We start from the raw sequence: 15,601 nt of genomic DNA, 5'->3' as shown, positions 1-15,601 counted from the left end.
GTTGGCACGCATCCATTTGATCTCACCCTTGGCCCCTGTAAGGGCCGGGGGGGGTCAGGCGCGTGTGATCTTTGCCCCGAGTGAGGCCATGAGCGGCTCAAATATCGGGAAAGACGTGGTGATCGGGCCACCATCATCGACCGTCACAGGTGCCTCGGTGCCCATGCCCAGCACTATGAAAGACATCGCGATCCGGTGATCGAGCCGCGCCGCACAAGTGCCGCCGCCCGGCACATTGCCGTGGCCGCGCCCGGTGACGATCCACCAATCCTCGCCCTCGTCCACCTCAACACCGTTGGCGCGCAGGCCCTTGGCCATCGCATCAATCCGGTCGGATTCCTTCACGCGTAGCTCCTTGACTCCGCGCATCACCGTCTGCCCCTCGGCAAAGGCCGCAACGACCGAAAGAACCGGATATTCGTCGATCATGCTGGCCGCGCGGGTCGGGTCCACCTCTATCCCTTTGAGGTTTGGAGAAAAACGCGCGCGCAGGTCGGCGACGGGCTCACCCCCCTCGGTGCGTTCATTCTCATAGGTCAGGTCTGCGCCCATCTCCCGCAGCGTGGTGAAAAGCCCCGCGCGCGTCGGGTTGAGGCCGATACCCGGCACCAATACGTCGGACCCTTCGGTGATCAGCGCGGCACAGACTGGGAAAGCCGCCGAGGACGGATCACGCGGCACGGCGATGGTTTGCGGGCGCAACTCGGGCTGCCCTGTGAGGGTGATCACGCGGCCCGCATCTGTATCCTCGACCGTGATTTCCGCGCCGAAGCCTTTGAGCATCCGTTCGGTATGATCACGGGTCGCTTCATGCTCGATCACGACCGTTTTGCCCGGCGCGTTCAGCCCCGCGAGCAGCACAGCGGATTTCACCTGCGCCGACGGCATCGGCACCGTGTAGCGCACGGGGATCGGGTCAGCCGCCCCCACGAGCGTCATCGGCAAGCGCCCACCGCGGCGGCCCACAGACTGCGTGCCGAAAAGCGCCAGAGGGTCCGTCACACGCGCCATCGGGCGACCATTGAGTGAGGCATCGCCGGTGAAGGTCACCGAGATATCCGTGGTGGCCATCGCCCCCATCAAAAGCCGCACGCCAGTGCCCGAATTGCCGCAATCAATCACGTGATCTGGCTCCGCAAACCCGCCCACGCCCACGCCGTGGACGACATAGACATCGGCCACCTTCTCCACTTCGGCCCCGAACGACCGCATGGCGCGGGCCGTGTCGAGCACGTCGTCGCCCTCCAAAAGCCCGGTGATGCGCGTCTCGCCCACCGCCATGGCCCCAAGGATCAAGGAGCGATGCGAGATCGACTTGTCCCCCGGCACATCGGCGATGCCGGAAAGCGGGCCGCATTTGGCGGAAATCATGGGGATGGGGGCGCCGTGACTGGACATGATCAGGCCTTCCTTTTGCGCGAGGTGCGGAGCGGTTTCAGGCGTTATCGCAGGCGGCAATCACGATGAACTCAACGAGAAGCTCAGGGTGGGCCAGCTTGGCCTCGCCGCAGGCGCGCGTAGGGGCCGCGCCTTCTGGCACCCATGCGTCCCAAACCGCGTTCATCTCGGCGAAATCGGCCATATCGGCCAGCCAGATCGTGCATTGCAGCATTCGCGATGTGTCCGAGCCATTCTCAGCCAGAAGCGTCTCGATTTTGCGCAAGCAGCTGCGGGTTTGATCGGCGACGCTCTCGCCGCGCTCGCCCACTTGCCCTGCGAGATAGAGGGTGGTGCCATAGCGCACGGCCTGGCTCATGCGGGTGTTTGTGTGGCTGCGGATGATATCGGTCATGTCAGGGGTCCTTTGGGTCAGTCGTCGCCTTGCCCAGCGACAGGGTATGGGCGCGCAGCCATGCCATGAAACCGCGCGGATCACTTTGCAGCATCTCCATCTGTGCGGGCGTAATGGGTGCTCCGACGATGGGTTTTTGCGGGCGGTTGCAGCTGTGCACGACCTCGTGCAGCAACAGTGATTGGCGCAGCGTGGCCGAAATACGGTTGGCGATCTGATACCAGCGGCTGTTGCCGCCCGGGAAGTAGATGGGCACGATGGTGGCACCAGACCGGCGGATCATCTGGGCGGTAAAGACGTTCCACTCACGCTCAACCGGGGGGCCGAACATCGTGTCGGAGGACGCAACCACGCCAGACGGAAAAACCGAGATCACCCCACCTTCTTTGAGATGGGCCATGGCATTGGCGCGCATCTCGACCGACTTGCGTTGCGCGTCCGGCTCATGCGGGAAGGGCACGGAAATCATGTAGCTCGCTGCAACCTCATCAATCCCGGTCAAAAGCGCGCGTGTGAGGATCTTGTAATCGGTGCGCCGCCGCCCGATCAGATCCGCGAGGATCATCCCATCGACAAGCCCGTGTGGATGGTTCGCGACCACCACAACAGGGCCTTCGAGCGGGATATGCGCCAGCTCCTCCTCAGGGGTCAGAAGGTCGATCCCCATCGTGCCCAGCGCCGCGCGCCAAAATTTCTGTCCGGTGGGCGCGCCACGCTTCTCGAACCTCTTGATCATGAGCAGGATCGTGATCTTACCCGTAAACATCTCGATCGTGCGTATGATCGCCGCAACCAAGGGCTTATCGAACGAATTGGCATAGGTAATGCTACGGCGATCATACTTGGTAAAGTTCACCGTCTCCTCGGGCGCAGGCGCGCCATGATCGTCCAGCTTGTTCACAACGTGGGCAGTCCCATTTGTCGCGGCGCGCGCGGCGCCTACATGTCTTCCCCGAACTTGGCCGCCACAAGGGCTGCCACCGCATCGGCCAGCGCCTCGGCATCCGGCCCTCTGGTTTCGACGTCAATAGTGGTTCCCATCGCGGCTGCCAACATCAAAAGCCCCATGATGCTGTCCCCGCTGGCCGACTGGCCGTTTTGCGAAACTTCTGCGGTGGCATCAAAGCCCTCGACCACCTCCACGAGTTTGGCAGAGGCGCGCGCATGCAGGCCTTTGACGTTCATGATTTCAAGCTGCCGGGTAACGGTCTGTGTCATAGGCTCAGGTATCCTGCGATATGTTCTGGCTGTCGATATATTTGCGTCCCGCCTCAAGCGCACGGCGCACCGCCTCGGGCAGGGGCAGCGCGCGGGATTTGGCCAGTTTGATGAGCATCGGCAAGTTCGCGCCGTAAAGCATCCGCCGCCCGCCGGTCCGGCAGGCCTTCAGCGACAGGTTGGACGGCGAGCCACCAAACATATCCGTGACCACAACAACCCCGCCTCCGGCATCCACCGCATCGGCGGCGGCGCAAATCTCGCTTTGCTTGGCGGCACGGTCGTGATCCCCCTCGATGGTGATCGCGCGGATGCCTGGCTGCGGGCCGACCACATGCTCAATCGCTGCGAGGTATTCGCGCGCAAGGCCCCCATGGGCCACGATCACGATCCCGATCACCGCTCAGCTTCCTTTATCTTGGTCATGCGCCTCAGAGGCCCCGATTGGGCCTGCCGCGCCGGTCCGGCATTCAAGCTCCCGATGTCTAGTTGACACTTGCCAGTCCGCCTCTGCAAGAGCATGGGCCAAAGTTTCTGCCATCGCGACGCTGCGATGTTGCCCGCCGGTGCACCCCAGCGCGATGGAGAGATAGGCTTTGCCCTCATCTTCATAGGCGGGAAGCAGCATTGTCACCATCGATTGCAGCTGTTGCTGGAACGGAGCCGCGCGCGGGTCTTGCGCGATGAAGCCCGCCACCTCGGGCGCGCGCCCGTCCAGACGGCGCAGCCGCTCCTCCCAGTATGGATTGCGCAAGAAGCGGCAATCAAACACCATATCGACCCCACGCGGCAGGCCGCGTTTGTAGGAAAACGATTGCACCGAAACAGCAAGCTGTGCGGTGCCGCCTTGGGGCGCAAACCAGAGATCCAGCTCCGCGCGCAGCTCATTTGGGCTAAGCTCGGAGCTGTCGATCAGGATATCTGCCCGCGCGCGGATGGGTCCCAGAAGATCAAGCTCGCGGTCGATACCCACTTCGGGGCTTTCCGCCGGGGCCAGAGGGTGGCGGCGGCGCGTCTCGGAAAACCGGCGCAGCAGGATATCGGGCCGCGCATCAAGATAGAGAAGTTGCATCGGCGCATCGGCCCAGCCGCCAATCCCATCAATCGCCTCGATCAAGGCATGGGTGGAGAAATCGCGGTTGCGCGTGTCCACACCCAGCGCCAAAGGCCGGTCCGGACGTTCTCCGCGCAAAAGGCGCGGCAAAAGCGACAGCGGGATATTGTCAATCGCCTCATATCCCATATCCTCCAGCGCCCGGATCGCAGTCGTCCGCCCGGCGCCCGAGGGGCCGGTGACAAGCACGATATGCGGGGTCGTGGTCGGCATCGCAATGCTCCTTCAGGCGGCACGCCAATGCTTAAGATAGAGGTAAACTGCGGCAGAGAAATGGTCTGCGTCGGTTTTTCCCACCTGCGCGATCTCCACGCCCAGCAGGGTCTCGGACACCTCTGGCGGCAGGCGCGGCGGCGCGGGCGCGTCCATCTCAACGATCAATGCGACGGGCGTGGGGCCTGCAGGCGGTGCGTATAGAATGCCGATGCCGCGCGCTTCGATCTGGCCCATAATAGTCGCGGGCGCATCCGCCATCAGATGATCCCCATCGCGCCAGAGCCGCGTGCGGTCATCCGCGACAAGCGCGGCACCATAGGCCATCAATTGCAAGGCAAGCGCGGATTTACCAGACCCCGACGCGCCCCGGATCAGGGCCGCGCGGCCCGCGACCGCAACACATGTCGCATGAACAATGGTGTCTTGGGACATAGCCGCCAGATCAGACCGGCAGGCCCACGACAAAGCGCGCGCCCAGCGGGTCCGAGGTGATATCCGCATCCGTGGGCCGGATATTCTCGGCCCAGACGACGCCGCCATGCGCCTCGACGATCTGCTTGGAGATGGCAAGGCCGAGGCCGGAATTATTGCCGAAATCGCTGGCGTCACGTTGGGAATAGAAGCGCTGGAAAATCTTGGTCAGGGCCTGATCGGGGATACCAGGCCCGGTATCTTCAACCACGACCAGCACGCGGTTTTCGCGGCGGCGCGCCCAGATCCGGATCGCATCACCATCCTCGCAAAAACTGATGGCGTTGGAGATCAGGTTCACAAACACCTGCGCCAGGCGCGCCTCAAGCCCGTTGATCACGATGGGCTTTTCGGGGAAATCGGTGATGAAATCGATTCCTTTGCCTTGCGCCTCTTCGCCAAGATACTGGCCCAGATTGCGCAACATCGTGAGCAGATCGAACGGCACTTCCTCTTCCTTCACCAACTCTGAATCGAGCCGGGAGGCGTTGGAGATGTCGCTGACCAGACGGTCCAGACGGCGCACATCATGCTCGATCACATTGAGCAATTTCTCGCGCTGATCTTCGCGCTTGGCCACGCGCATCGTGCCCACGGCAGAGCGCAGAGAGGCCAGCGGATTCTTGATCTCATGGGCCACATCGGCCGCGAACTGCTCATTCCCGTCGATGCGATTATAAAGCGCGCCAACCATGCCGCGCAACGCCCCGCTGAGCCGTCCAATCTCGTCGGGGCGCGCCGTAAGGTCGGGGATGCGGATGCGGCCATTGCCGTTCTTGCCGCGGTTTCGCGCGCCGCCAATCTCGGCGGCGGCAGCCAGATCGGCCAGCGGATGCGCAATGGTGGAAGCGAGGATCAGGCTCAGACCGATGGAAACAAGCGTTGCGATGATGAACATCTGCAACACGCGCTCGCGCTCGGCCATGACAAGCTGATCAATCTCGCCCGAGGCGCTCACAAGCGCCACGACGCCAATCGCCTGGCCGTCATGCTCAATCGGGCTGACTACGGAGAAAATCGTGCCGCCGCTCACCTCACCGGACGTGACCTGCGTGCCACCCGTAAGTGCGGCCGCAACCTTGTCCCGCGCCATATCCTCGACGCTGGGTTGGGCCGTAAGCGCGCCTACACCAAACGGTTTGGACATCCAGCCCCAGAGCGTCGTGAGCGCATCGGTAAGCACCGTGGGCTGTGTATCCTCCGCGTCGCTGCTGCGCACTTCCACACCCACGACATGGCCCGCAAGCGCGCCATCCGTGTCAAAAACGAACACCTCGGCACCCTGCTGAATATCCAGCCCTTCCAGGGTCTGCGCCACATCCACGCCATCGCCGGTTATCAGGTTCACAGGCGCACCGATGGGCAATTGTGCCTCAAACACATCCGCGACCAGCTCGGCCTCGCCCACAAGGCTGTTGGCGCGCTGTATGGCCATCCCATCGCGCGACGAGTTAAGATAGAGGATCCCCGCAACCAGCACGTTGAGGGCGATGAGGTTGAAGGTGATAATCTTGCGCGTCAGGGGGCTTTCACGCAGGGATAAGAAGCCACGCCGCGCCCGCCGGGCACGGACTTCCTCGTCCACGACGTTGTCAGGGGCGACAAAATCGTCGCCCAGAACCACATCACCATCCCGTCCCGGTGCTGAATCGCGCACGCTGATCCCCTTGATCGCTGCGGCCAAAGCCTTGATGCGTTATTCTTCGTTGTAACGATACCCAATGCCGTAGAGTGTCTCAATCGCCGAGAATTCGCTGTCGACGGTGCGCAGTTTCTTGCGCAGGCGCTTGATATGGCTGTCGATGGTGCGGTCGTCGACATAGACCTGATCATCATAGGCCACATCCATCAGCTGATCGCGGCTTTTCACAAAGCCCGGACGCTGGGCCAGCGCCTGAAGCAGCAAGAATTCCGTGACCGTCAGAGACACGTCCTTGCCCTTCCACGCCACTGCATGGCGCAGCGGGTCCATCCGCAATTCGCCACGCTCGATCACCTTGCTCTCTTCGGCCTCAGTGGCGGGTGCGGTGCCGTCCATCACATCCTGACGGCGTAGCAGCGCGCGGATACGCTCCACCAGAAGCCTTTGAGAAAAGGGCTTTTTCACATAATCATCAGCGCCCATGCGAAGGCCCAGAACCTCGTCGATCTCATCATCTTTGGAGGTCAGGAAGATCACCGGCATCGACGATTTCTGCCGCAGACGTTGGAGCAGGTCCATCCCGTCCATACGTGGCATCTTGATATCCAGCACCGCCATATCGGGGAGTTTCTTGCTGAACGCATCGAAGGCCTGCTGACCATCATTATAGGTTTCGACCTCGAAGCCTTCGGCCTCAAGTGTCATGGAAACGGATGTCAGAATATTCCTGTCATCGTCCACGAGGGCGATCTTAGACATAACACTAATCCTTGTACTACTCTGTTACCTGCGTTTTTTTCTTTCACTATGGCCCTGTTTCAACTTGCCAATCAATCCCAAACTGCGAATCAGCTGGGTTTCGTGCCTTATTTCAAACAGATTTCGTGCCAGAATGGCTAAATTGACTCAGTTATTTACGGCGCATTTGCCCTATTCGCGCGCCGGAGGGAGTTGGTTGCGCTAACTTGCACTTGATTGCGCTAACTATGCCAAAGTGTCCTGTTCATTCACAAAAACGACATGTTAAGAGGCCGCAGCGCGGATGTTCGGCGCGGGGCCCAAGGCCCCCCTGATCCCGCTTTATCCGCCCCAAACGGGCGATGGGTCGATAACGGAGACAGATCGATGACAGTGGGACGGGTAAATCCAGAATTTCGCCTTGAGGATCAGGGTATCAAGGGCCTCGGCGAGGTGCATTACAACCTAAACGAGCCAGACTTGATCGAAGCGGCGCTGAAAAACGGCGAAGGTGCTTTGGGCCAAGGGGGCGCGTTTCTGGTTTCCACCGGCAAGTTCACAGGCCGCTCGCCCAAGGACAAGCACATCGTGCTGACCGACAGCGTTAAGGACAGCATCTGGTGGGAGAACAATGCGCAGATGTCGCCCGAAGGGTTTGATGCGCTCTACCAAGACATGCTGATGCATATGGAGGGCGGGCGCTATTACGTGCAGGACCTGACCGGCGGCGCGGACCCAGCCCACTCGATCAAAGTGCGTATGGTGACCGAGCTTGCATGGCATGGCCTCTTCATCCGCCACCTTCTGCGCCGCCCCGAGCGCGAGGCGCTGGATCATTTTATCGCCGATTTCACCGTGATCAACTGCCCCAGCTTTGCTGCCGATCCGAAAAAACACAATTGCCGCTCAGAAACCGTCATCGCGATGAATTTCGACCGCAAGATCATCCTGATCGGCGGCACGGAATATGCGGGCGAAAACAAGAAATCCGTCTTTACCTTGTTGAATTATCTGCTGCCCGAAAAGGGCATCATGCCGATGCATTGCTCTGCCAATCACGCGCGCGGCAACCCTGTGGACGCAGCCATCTTCTTTGGCCTCTCGGGCACGGGCAAGACCACGCTCAGCGCCGATCCAGACAGGGTTCTGATCGGCGATGACGAGCACGGCTGGTCCGATCGCGGCACGTTCAACTTTGAGGGTGGGTGCTATGCCAAGACCATCAACCTCAACCCCGAGGCAGAGCCAGAGATTTACGCCACCACCTCCAAATTCGGCACGGTGATCGAGAATATGGTCTATGACGACGAGACCAAGGAGCTTGATTTCGACGACGATAGCCTGACGGCCAACATGCGCTGCGCCTATCCGCTGGAATACATCTCCAATGCGTCGCCCACGGCCATGGGCGGCCACCCCAAAAACATCATCATGCTGACCTGCGATGCGTTCGGCGTGCTGCCCCCCATCGCGCGGTTGACGCCTGCGCAGGCGATGTATCACTTTCTGTCGGGCTTCACCTCCAAAGTGGCGGGCACCGAGCGCGGCGTGACCGAGCCTGAACCCACCTTCTCCACATGCTTTGGCGCGCCCTTCATGCCGCGCCGCCCTGAGGCCTATGGCAACCTGTTGCGCGCCAGGATTGCCAAACATGGTGCCACCTGCTGGTTGGTCAACACCGGCTGGACCGGGGGTGCGTATGGCACCGGCGCGCGGATGCCGATCAAGGCGACCCGGGCGCTTTTGACCGCGGCGCTTGATGGATCTCTGGCCAAGGTTGAGTTCCGCAAGGACGCAAATTTCGGCTTTGATGTGCCGGTGGATGCGCCCGGCGTGCCGACCGTGCTGCTTGATCCGCGCCGCACATGGGACAACCCCGAGAGCTATGATCGTCAGGCGGCCAAACTGGTCGAAATGTTCTCGGCCAATTTCAAACAATACCTGCCCTTCATCGACGATGATGTGAAGGCCGCCGCCATCGGCTGAGCCACGCCCTTTCTGAGTGTGCGGTCAGGGCCGCAGGGGCCAGCGGCAGCTGGCACATCGACAGTGCGAAAGATCAAGAGCGCACAGATCATCTGCATCCATGTGGTGCCGGATTTATAGGATGTGCAGATCAGCACATCATCCGTGCGGCGCGTAAATTCGCCCCAGCGCGTGCTATCCCAAACGGTTGTTTTGTAGTGGGGCAGCGGCGGATCGCTCAGATCCACGCTCTCTCCTTTATCCCAGCAGGTAAAGGCCCAAATAGAGGCTCGCCCCACCCGCCAAGATTGCCGCGATCACATTGCGAAACGCAAGCCCCACCGCCACCGTCACCAGCGCCGCCATCAGCCGTGGCGCATCCAGCGCGCCGTCCGTGGCCGCAGGCCAAACCACCAAGGGGGCCACCAATGCAGGGATCACAGCGACGCCCGTGTAGCGCAAATGCCGCAGCACCCATGCGGGCAAATCACGGTCCCCGATCAGACCCAGAAACGAGAACCGCAAAAGAAAGCTGCCGGCCCCCAACCCGATAATCACTGTCCAAAGCGCGCCTGTGCCGATCTCGGTGCCAATCTCGGTCATATCACCATCCCCCTGCGGGCCATCTGCCGCTCGACCTCGGCCCCTGCGATCATGCCCGCAAGCCCGCCCACCAGCACACCGATGGAATAGGGCAAAAACGCCAGCACCAATGACACGGTAATGGCCACCACGGCCGCCGCCATGTGCGCGCGCGTGCGCAGCATCGGACCCATCATCGCCAGAAACGTGATCGGCACCGCGAAATCCAACGCAAATTCCGGCGGGATCGCCTCGCCCAACACCGCACCCACAAAGGTGAACGCGCACCAAAGTGGCACAATGAGCGAGACCGTGCCAAAATAGAACGACGCTTTCTGCGCAACGCTCCAGCCCGGATTACGCTCATACGCAAGGCTCGCACAGGCATAGGCCTGATCCACCATCAGCCAAGCGATCAGCGCCTTGTGGCGCACCGGCGCCGCCCCCAGATGCGGCGTGAGCGAGGCCGAATACATCGCCATGCGCAAATTGACCGCCAGCGCCGTGGCAAGGACAATCAGCGTGGGCGCACCTTCGGACAAAAGCTGCACGGCGGTGAATTGTGCCGCCCCCGCGATCACGAGCGTGGTCATCACCATCGTCTCGAACACGCTCAGCCCCGCCTCGGTCGCCACCACGCCGAAGAGAACGGAGAACGGCACGATGACCAGAACAAACGGCGCGCCGGCGGCCATGCCTTGCCAGTAGGGGGATTTGGTGGTCTTTGTATTCATCGGATCAAACCCTCACGCAGCAGCGTCGCTCGCGCTGCCTAGACCCAAGCCTCAGGAGATGCAATTGTCCGACCCTGCTCCCTACATCATCTCACCCGAACCAAACGCCCCGCGCCTCACTCGCGCGGTGGAGGGCGTGGACCATGAGGGCCGCATCCAGAGCATTTCTGTGGTCGAGGAACGTCCTCTAACGATCTTTCTCAACGCGCAGGAAATCGTGACGGCGATGACAATCGGAGATTACCCTGAATACCTCGCACTAGGGTTTTTGCGCAATCAGGGGATGCTGAAGGATGGTGAGGCCGTTCTGCGCGTGGAATATGACGAGGAGCTTGAGACCGTGGTGGTGCGCACCGATGGCCAGACCACCTATGAGGACAAGCTGAAGAAGAAAACCCGCACCAGCGGGTGCGCGGTGGGCACGGTCTTTGGCGATATGATGGAAGGGCTTGAGGGGCTGGAGTTGCCCGCCACGCAAGTCCGCACCTCAGATATCTATGCGCTGGCTGCCCGCATCAACACGACCCCCTCGCTCTATCTTGAGGCGGGCGCGATCCATGGCACGGTGCTTTGCGAAGGCCCGCGCCCGCTGGTCTATATGGAGGACGTGGGGCGGCATAACGCAGTCGATAAAATCGCAGGCTGGATGCTGTCGGAGGGCGTCGGGCCCGAGGGCAAGATGCTCTATACGACCGGGCGGCTGACGTCCGAGATGGTGATCAAGACCGCACTGATGGGCATCCCAGTGCTCGCGTCGCGCTCAGGATTTACCGCTTGGGGGGTGGAAATCGCACGTCAGGTTGGCCTCACATTGCTTGGCCGGATGCGCGGGCAGCGTTTCATCTGCCTCAGCGGGGAAGAGCGTCTTATTCGCGACACAGACCCTGCCAGCGTTCCGCAAGAGGCCAAGAAACACCGGCGCAAATCGGCGGAGGACACATGATGCAGCAACCTTTGGGTGTGATCCTCGCGGGCGGGCTCGCCACGCGCATGGGCGGTGGCGACAAAGGGCTGTTGCCGCTGGGGGGCGGCACATTGCTCAGCCATGTCATGGATCGTTTGGAGCCACAGGTGGCCGGGCTCGCGCTCAACGCCAATGGCGACGCGGAGCGGTTTGCAGCGCTCGGCCTGCCGGTGTTGCCAGACCCTGTGGAGGGTTTTGTCGGGCCGCTCGCAGGCGTGCTGGCGGGGCTTGACTGGGCCGCAGCCCAAGGCGCCGAGGCCGTGGTCAGCGTCGCCGCTGATACGCCGTTTTTCCCCTGCGATCTGGTGCCGCGCCTGATGCTTGCCGCAGAAGGCATGGAGCATCCTTTGGTGCTGGCACGCACCCCAGACGGGCGGCAACCCACCTTTGGTCTCTGGCCCACGGCCCTGCGCGATGATCTGCGCGCGGCCCTCGAAGGGGGTCTGCGCAAGGTGGTGATGTGGACCGACGGCCATGGCGGGCGCGAGGCGATGTTTAACGCGCCCGGCGCACCGTTTTTCAACGTCAACACGCCCGAAGATCTGGCCCATGCGCAAGCGCTTGTGGAGGCCGCAACATGAGGCTCTACGGCGTCACCGGCTGGAAAAACGCAGGCAAAACCGGGTTGATGGAGCGCCTCGTGACCGAGATCACGGGGCGCGGTTTCACCGTCTCGACCGTGAAGCACGCGCATCACAATTTCAACGTGGACCACCCTGGCAAGGACAGCTTTCGCCACCGCATGGCTGGCGCGTCCGAGGTGCTTTTGGCCTCGCGCAAACGCATCGCCTTGATGCAGGAGATGCGCGGCGCGCGCGAGCCGAGCCTGGCCGAGCTTCTGGCCCGCCTCACCCCTGTCGATCTGGTGCTGATCGAAGGCTACAAACGCGACACACATCCCAAGGTGGAGGCATGGCGCGCCGAGACCGGCAATCCGCTTATCGCGCCCGGCGATCCGCATATTCGTGCCGTGGCCTCAGACACGGCGCTTGATCTGGACCGTCCGGTCTTTGACCTCAACGACACCAAAGCCATCGCAGACTTTATCCTCAGCGAGGTAGGCTTGCCCGAGGCCGCGCAATGAGCTTCGACAGTGTTTTGATCGTCGATTGGTCCGCCGCCAACACACGCGCGCCCAAGCGCCCATCCAAGGATGCGATCTGGCTCGGCCTCACAACGCGGGGCCAGACACAGGAGCCGATCTATTGCCGCAGCCGGATCGAGGCGGAGGCGCAGATCAAGTCAATCATCACCAAGGAGCAAGCCGCAGGCCGCCGTCTTCTGGCCGGGTTCGATTTTCCCTTCGGGTATCCCAAAGGTGTCGCCCGTCAGATCACCGGCTCAGATGATCCTTTCGCCCTTTGGGATTGGCTCGCGGCGCGCATCACCGATGACGCAAGCGGCCAGAACAACCGCTTCGACGTGGCCGAGCAGATGAACGCCGCCTTCCCCGGCCCCGGCCCTTTCTGGGGCAAGACGCACCGGGATCGCTGGCCCGGCATCCCCTACCGCAAGGAGGGGATAACCTTTGATGTGGCCCCCGAAAAACGGGCCTGCGATCTCAAGGCCCAGGCCGCGAGCAGCTGTTATCAGCTGTGCTATTCCCCCACGGTGGGCAGCCAGATCCTGATGGGCCTGCCGATGCTGTCGCGGCTGCGCAAGCTGCCCGGTGTGGCGGTCTGGCCTTTTGAGGCCCATGCCGATGCGCCGACGGTGCTCGCTGAAATCTGGCCCGGCCTGATCGAGCCTGCGGTCAAGACAGCCCCCGAGGAGGAGATCCGCGACGCGGCACAGGTGCGGCTTTTGTCGCGGGCGCTCTCGCGCCTGTCGCCCGAGGCGCTCGGCGCGATGATGCATGACCTGCCCGATATCGCCCGCGAGGAGGCGTGGATATTGGGCGCGGGCCATGGCGACATGCTGAGCGCGCTGGCCCAAGATGCGCCCAAGCCGCCGCCCCTGCGCGATGATTGCTTCTCGCTGCCTGCGGGCGTGGACTGGACCCCTGTGGACGCCGCTCTGGACGCGCTCAGGGCCGCCCTGCGCCCAGTCGTGAGCGCCGAGACATGTGCGTTGCAAGACGCGCTTGGCCGTGTGCTTGCCGCGCCCGTCATCGCGCGCCGCGCCTCGCCGCCCTCGGCCAATTCGGCGGTCGATGGGTACGGTTTCGCCCATGCATCACTTCCCGAGGGCGATCCGGTGCTGCCGCTGATTGAGGGCCGTGCGGCGGCGGGCGTGCCCTATGCGGGCCGTGTCCCGCCCGGCGCGGCCATCCGCATCCTGACCGGGGCAGCCCTACCCGAGGGCGTCGATACCGTGGTGCTGGAGGAGGATGTGCGCGCCGCAAATGGGATGCTGGCCTTTCGCGCCGGGATCAAGCCGCGCGCCAATGCGCGCCGCGCGGGCGAGGATATGAGCGCAGGGGCCGAGGCCCTGCCAGAGGGCCGCATCCTCACGCCCGCCGATCTGGCGCTGGCGGCCTCCGTCGGCGTGGGCCGTATCGAGGCCTATCGCAGGCTGCGCGTCGCCGTGGTCTCCACGGGCGATGAGCTGTGCGAGGCGGGCGAGGACGCTGCACATGGCCAGATTTACGACGCCAATCGCCCCATGCTACTGGCACTGATCGCGCAAATGAGTCTGGAGCCGGTCGATATGGGCCGCATCCCGGATGATCGCGCCGCCCTACGCAAAGCTATGGACAGCGCCGCCGCGCAGGCCGATGTGATCCTCACCTCCGGTGGAGCCTCGGCCGGGGATGAAGACCATGTCTCAGCCCTGCTGACCGAAGCGGGTGCGATGAACGAATGGCGTATCGCGCTCAAACCGGGGCGTCCTCTGGCGCTTGGGCTTTGGAATGGTGCGCCGGTCTTTGGCCTGCCGGGCAATCCGGTGGCGGCGCTGGTTTGCACGCTCATTTTCGCACGCCCAGCCTTGGGTCTTCTGGCCGGTGCGGGCTGGCATAGGCCACAAGGGTTTGACCTTCCCGCAGCCTTCGAGAAACGCAAAAAACCCGGACGGCGCGAGTATCTGCGCGCGCGTATTCGTGACGGGCGGGCGGAGGTATTTGCATCAGAGGGATCAGGCCGGGTCAGCGGGCTGAGCTGGGCCGAGGGGCTGGTGGAATTGCCCGATGGCGCGGTGCATGTGCAGCCGGGCGATCCCGTCCGATATATCCCCTACGCAAGCTTCGGGTTCTAGGGCCCGATCATCCAATCGCCCTCAGGCCAGAACGCATTAAAGGCGAAGGCGAACATCATGTCATGGGGCAGATCGCGCCCCGAAGCATCGCGCACCCGCACGGTGCCAACATCACGTCCACCGCCCACCGTGGCCGCATCAAGAGCCGAGGCCTGCCCCGCCTCCCAGCTCAGGATGATCCCCGCCTCGCGCACACCACCCTCATCGCGGATGCGCTGCAAAGGCCACGCGCGCTCCCCCACCCGCACCACGCGAGCCAGCGCGGGAATGCCGTGGGGGGGCGGATCGCCGCTGTAGAAAAAGGGCCGCGGCAGGCTGTCATAACCCACGTAAGGATTCGCGCCGTAATTGCGGGTAAACGCAGGCTGGGCCATCACGAGGCCCTCGGGGTTTCGCGCGCGAAACTTATCCCAGCTTTCCATCCACGACGGCAGCGCCTTGAGTTCCATGCCCGTAAGCTCCCCGACGATCGCCTCGCCCACCGCCTGCTGCCACCAGCTTTCCGTCTCGCGATCAAACATGATCATGTCCGAATTGCGCAGCTTGCCCGTCACCCCAAAGCTGAGCGTGCCCGCGTCCGTGCGCCGATCAAAAGTGATGCCCGAATTGCACAATGGGCAGAAGGTCACAGCCACGGGCACACCGCCCACCGTGTCGTTCACGATCTCATGCCACATCAGATAGCGCACCGGATAGGCGCGCGGCGCTTCGCCCTCCATCTCAAGGGTGATTACGGCCTCCGCCCCCTTGATCCGCCGCTCGCCAGCGACCTTGAGAAACTCCGGCGCATCGATCGCCGGAATGCCGTCCTTGGGCGGGCCACCCGACAGGATTTCGACCCAGCTGTTGACGTTGGTTTTGGTGAAGTCCGTTTGTGGCCATTCGTGTTTCCAGAACTCCGGCCCGGCGGAGACGGGCGCAGCCCACAGGAGGGCCGCAAGCATAAGGGCAACAGCACGCATCATGGGAC

17 protein-coding genes are annotated in these 15,601 nt (G+C 62.8%); 5 read left to right on the top strand and 12 right to left on the bottom strand.

All coding sequences use genetic code 11. The features are described from left to right. Window positions 1-54 precede the first annotated feature (54 nt). The 9 genes from aroA to KUD11_RS07760 are packed head-to-tail and all read right to left on the bottom strand — an operon-like array spanning window position 55 to window position 7,212. On the bottom strand, window positions 55-1,398 hold the full coding sequence (gene aroA, locus KUD11_RS07800; protein WP_109385207.1) for a 3-phosphoshikimate 1-carboxyvinyltransferase: 1,344 nt from the start codon (window positions 1,396-1,398) through the stop codon (window positions 55-57). A gap of 37 nt (window positions 1,399-1,435) precedes the next feature. Then, the gene (locus tag KUD11_RS07795) at window positions 1,436-1,792 is read right to left on the bottom strand and encodes a RidA family protein (RefSeq protein ID WP_109385208.1); all 357 of its coding nucleotides are present in this window, start codon (window positions 1,790-1,792) and stop codon (window positions 1,436-1,438) included. A 1-nt stretch (window position 1,793) separates the two neighbouring features. Beyond that, window positions 1,794-2,693 (bottom strand): lysophospholipid acyltransferase family protein, encoded by a 900-nt coding sequence (locus KUD11_RS07790; RefSeq protein WP_109385209.1) that lies wholly within the window; start codon window positions 2,691-2,693, stop codon window positions 1,794-1,796. Window positions 2,694-2,731: 38 nt separating this feature from the next. Then, window positions 2,732-3,010 (bottom strand): HPr family phosphocarrier protein, encoded by a 279-nt coding sequence (locus KUD11_RS07785; protein WP_109385210.1) that lies wholly within the window; start codon window positions 3,008-3,010, stop codon window positions 2,732-2,734. Between the two features lie 4 nt (window positions 3,011-3,014). After that, the gene (locus tag KUD11_RS07780; RefSeq protein ID WP_109385211.1) at window positions 3,015-3,410 is read right to left on the bottom strand and encodes a PTS sugar transporter subunit IIA; all 396 of its coding nucleotides are present in this window, start codon (window positions 3,408-3,410) and stop codon (window positions 3,015-3,017) included. Between the two features lie 3 nt (window positions 3,411-3,413). Beyond that, the gene (gene rapZ / locus KUD11_RS07775; RefSeq protein ID WP_109385212.1) at window positions 3,414-4,337 is read right to left on the bottom strand and encodes an RNase adapter RapZ; all 924 of its coding nucleotides are present in this window, start codon (window positions 4,335-4,337) and stop codon (window positions 3,414-3,416) included. 12 nt (window positions 4,338-4,349) lie between these two features. After that, window positions 4,350-4,772 carry an HPr kinase/phosphorylase gene (locus tag KUD11_RS07770; RefSeq protein WP_109385213.1) on the bottom strand — a complete coding sequence of 141 codons (423 nt, stop codon included), beginning with the start codon at window positions 4,770-4,772 and terminating at the stop codon, window positions 4,350-4,352. A gap of 10 nt (window positions 4,773-4,782) precedes the next feature. Further along, window positions 4,783-6,468, bottom strand: a complete 1,686-nt coding sequence (locus tag KUD11_RS07765; RefSeq protein ID WP_109388070.1) for a sensor histidine kinase — start codon at window positions 6,466-6,468, stop codon at window positions 4,783-4,785. 39 nt (window positions 6,469-6,507) lie between these two features. Then, window positions 6,508-7,212 (bottom strand): response regulator transcription factor, encoded by a 705-nt coding sequence (locus KUD11_RS07760; protein ID WP_109385214.1) that lies wholly within the window; start codon window positions 7,210-7,212, stop codon window positions 6,508-6,510. A 366-nt stretch (window positions 7,213-7,578) separates the two neighbouring features. On the opposite strand from KUD11_RS07760, the gene KUD11_RS07755 reads away from it, so the two are divergent. After that, window positions 7,579-9,177 carry a phosphoenolpyruvate carboxykinase gene (locus KUD11_RS07755; protein WP_109385215.1) on the top strand — a complete coding sequence of 533 codons (1,599 nt, stop codon included), beginning with the start codon at window positions 7,579-7,581 and terminating at the stop codon, window positions 9,175-9,177. Window positions 9,178-9,414: 237 nt separating this feature from the next. Here KUD11_RS07755 and KUD11_RS07750 read toward each other — a convergent pair whose 3' ends face one another. Both KUD11_RS07750 and KUD11_RS07745 read right to left on the bottom strand, forming a co-directional pair. Continuing rightward, window positions 9,415-9,759 (bottom strand): AzlD domain-containing protein, encoded by a 345-nt coding sequence (locus tag KUD11_RS07750; RefSeq protein ID WP_109385216.1) that lies wholly within the window; start codon window positions 9,757-9,759, stop codon window positions 9,415-9,417. After that, a complete protein-coding gene (locus KUD11_RS07745; protein ID WP_109385217.1) occupies window positions 9,756-10,472 on the bottom strand; it encodes an AzlC family ABC transporter permease in 717 nt (238 codons plus the stop codon). The genes KUD11_RS07750 and KUD11_RS07745 overlap by 4 nt, the downstream gene beginning before the upstream one ends. Window positions 10,473-10,536: 64 nt before the next feature. On the opposite strand from KUD11_RS07745, the gene KUD11_RS07740 reads away from it, so the two are divergent. From KUD11_RS07740 to KUD11_RS07725, 4 genes are read left to right on the top strand one after another with little or no spacing between them, the layout of a single operon-like run. Further along, window positions 10,537-11,415 (top strand): formate dehydrogenase accessory sulfurtransferase FdhD, encoded by an 879-nt coding sequence (locus KUD11_RS07740; RefSeq protein ID WP_397545206.1) that lies wholly within the window; start codon window positions 10,537-10,539, stop codon window positions 11,413-11,415. Next, on the top strand, window positions 11,415-12,017 hold the full coding sequence (mobA, locus tag KUD11_RS07735) for a molybdenum cofactor guanylyltransferase MobA (protein ID WP_109388071.1): 603 nt from the start codon (window positions 11,415-11,417) through the stop codon (window positions 12,015-12,017). The genes KUD11_RS07740 and mobA overlap by 1 nt, the downstream gene beginning before the upstream one ends. After that, on the top strand, window positions 12,014-12,520 hold the full coding sequence (gene mobB / locus KUD11_RS07730; RefSeq protein ID WP_109385219.1) for a molybdopterin-guanine dinucleotide biosynthesis protein B: 507 nt from the start codon (window positions 12,014-12,016) through the stop codon (window positions 12,518-12,520). The genes mobA and mobB overlap by 4 nt, the downstream gene beginning before the upstream one ends. Further along, window positions 12,517-14,631, top strand: coding sequence for a molybdopterin-binding protein (locus tag KUD11_RS07725; RefSeq protein WP_109385220.1), 2,115 nt, complete (start codon window positions 12,517-12,519; stop codon window positions 14,629-14,631). The genes mobB and KUD11_RS07725 overlap by 4 nt, the downstream gene beginning before the upstream one ends. Here KUD11_RS07725 and KUD11_RS07720 read toward each other — a convergent pair. Then, window positions 14,628-15,593, bottom strand: a complete 966-nt coding sequence (locus KUD11_RS07720; RefSeq protein ID WP_109388073.1) for a DUF3179 domain-containing protein — start codon at window positions 15,591-15,593, stop codon at window positions 14,628-14,630. The two genes, KUD11_RS07725 and KUD11_RS07720, sit on opposite strands and share 4 nt — an antisense overlap. Between the last annotated feature and the right edge of the window lie 8 nt (window positions 15,594-15,601).

It is taken from the genome of Roseovarius carneus (assembly GCF_020141465.1).
Classification (GTDB): domain Bacteria; phylum Pseudomonadota; class Alphaproteobacteria; order Rhodobacterales; family Rhodobacteraceae; genus Roseovarius; species Roseovarius carneus.
The sequence above is the reverse complement of the archived record's forward strand: the minus strand, read 5'-3'. Positions and strand labels throughout refer to the sequence as shown.

What these genes read in the sequence shown, in the direction of transcription:
- mobB (WP_109385219.1), top strand. Translation starts at nt 12,014, where the DNA reads ATGAGGCTCTACGGCGTCACCGGCTGGAAAAACGCAGGCAAAACCGGG.
- aroA (WP_109385207.1), bottom strand. Translation starts at nt 1,398, where the DNA reads ATGTCCAGTCACGGCGCCCCCATCCCCATGATTTCCGCCAAATGCGGC.
- KUD11_RS07785 (WP_109385210.1), bottom strand. Translation starts at nt 3,010, where the DNA reads ATGACACAGACCGTTACCCGGCAGCTTGAAATCATGAACGTCAAAGGC.
- KUD11_RS07750 (WP_109385216.1), bottom strand. Translation starts at nt 9,759, where the DNA reads ATGACCGAGATTGGCACCGAGATCGGCACAGGCGCGCTTTGGACAGTG.
- KUD11_RS07725 (WP_109385220.1), top strand. Translation starts at nt 12,517, where the DNA reads ATGAGCTTCGACAGTGTTTTGATCGTCGATTGGTCCGCCGCCAACACA.
- KUD11_RS07755 (WP_109385215.1), top strand. Translation starts at nt 7,579, where the DNA reads ATGACAGTGGGACGGGTAAATCCAGAATTTCGCCTTGAGGATCAGGGT.
- KUD11_RS07770 (WP_109385213.1), bottom strand. Translation starts at nt 4,772, where the DNA reads ATGTCCCAAGACACCATTGTTCATGCGACATGTGTTGCGGTCGCGGGC.
- KUD11_RS07795 (WP_109385208.1), bottom strand. Translation starts at nt 1,792, where the DNA reads ATGACCGATATCATCCGCAGCCACACAAACACCCGCATGAGCCAGGCC.
- KUD11_RS07720 (WP_109388073.1), bottom strand. Translation starts at nt 15,593, where the DNA reads ATGCGTGCTGTTGCCCTTATGCTTGCGGCCCTCCTGTGGGCTGCGCCC.
- rapZ (WP_109385212.1), bottom strand. Translation starts at nt 4,337, where the DNA reads ATGCCGACCACGACCCCGCATATCGTGCTTGTCACCGGCCCCTCGGGC.
- KUD11_RS07760 (WP_109385214.1), bottom strand. Translation starts at nt 7,212, where the DNA reads ATGTCTAAGATCGCCCTCGTGGACGATGACAGGAATATTCTGACATCC.
- KUD11_RS07745 (WP_109385217.1), bottom strand. Translation starts at nt 10,472, where the DNA reads ATGAATACAAAGACCACCAAATCCCCCTACTGGCAAGGCATGGCCGCC.
- mobA (WP_109388071.1), top strand. Translation starts at nt 11,415, where the DNA reads ATGCAGCAACCTTTGGGTGTGATCCTCGCGGGCGGGCTCGCCACGCGC.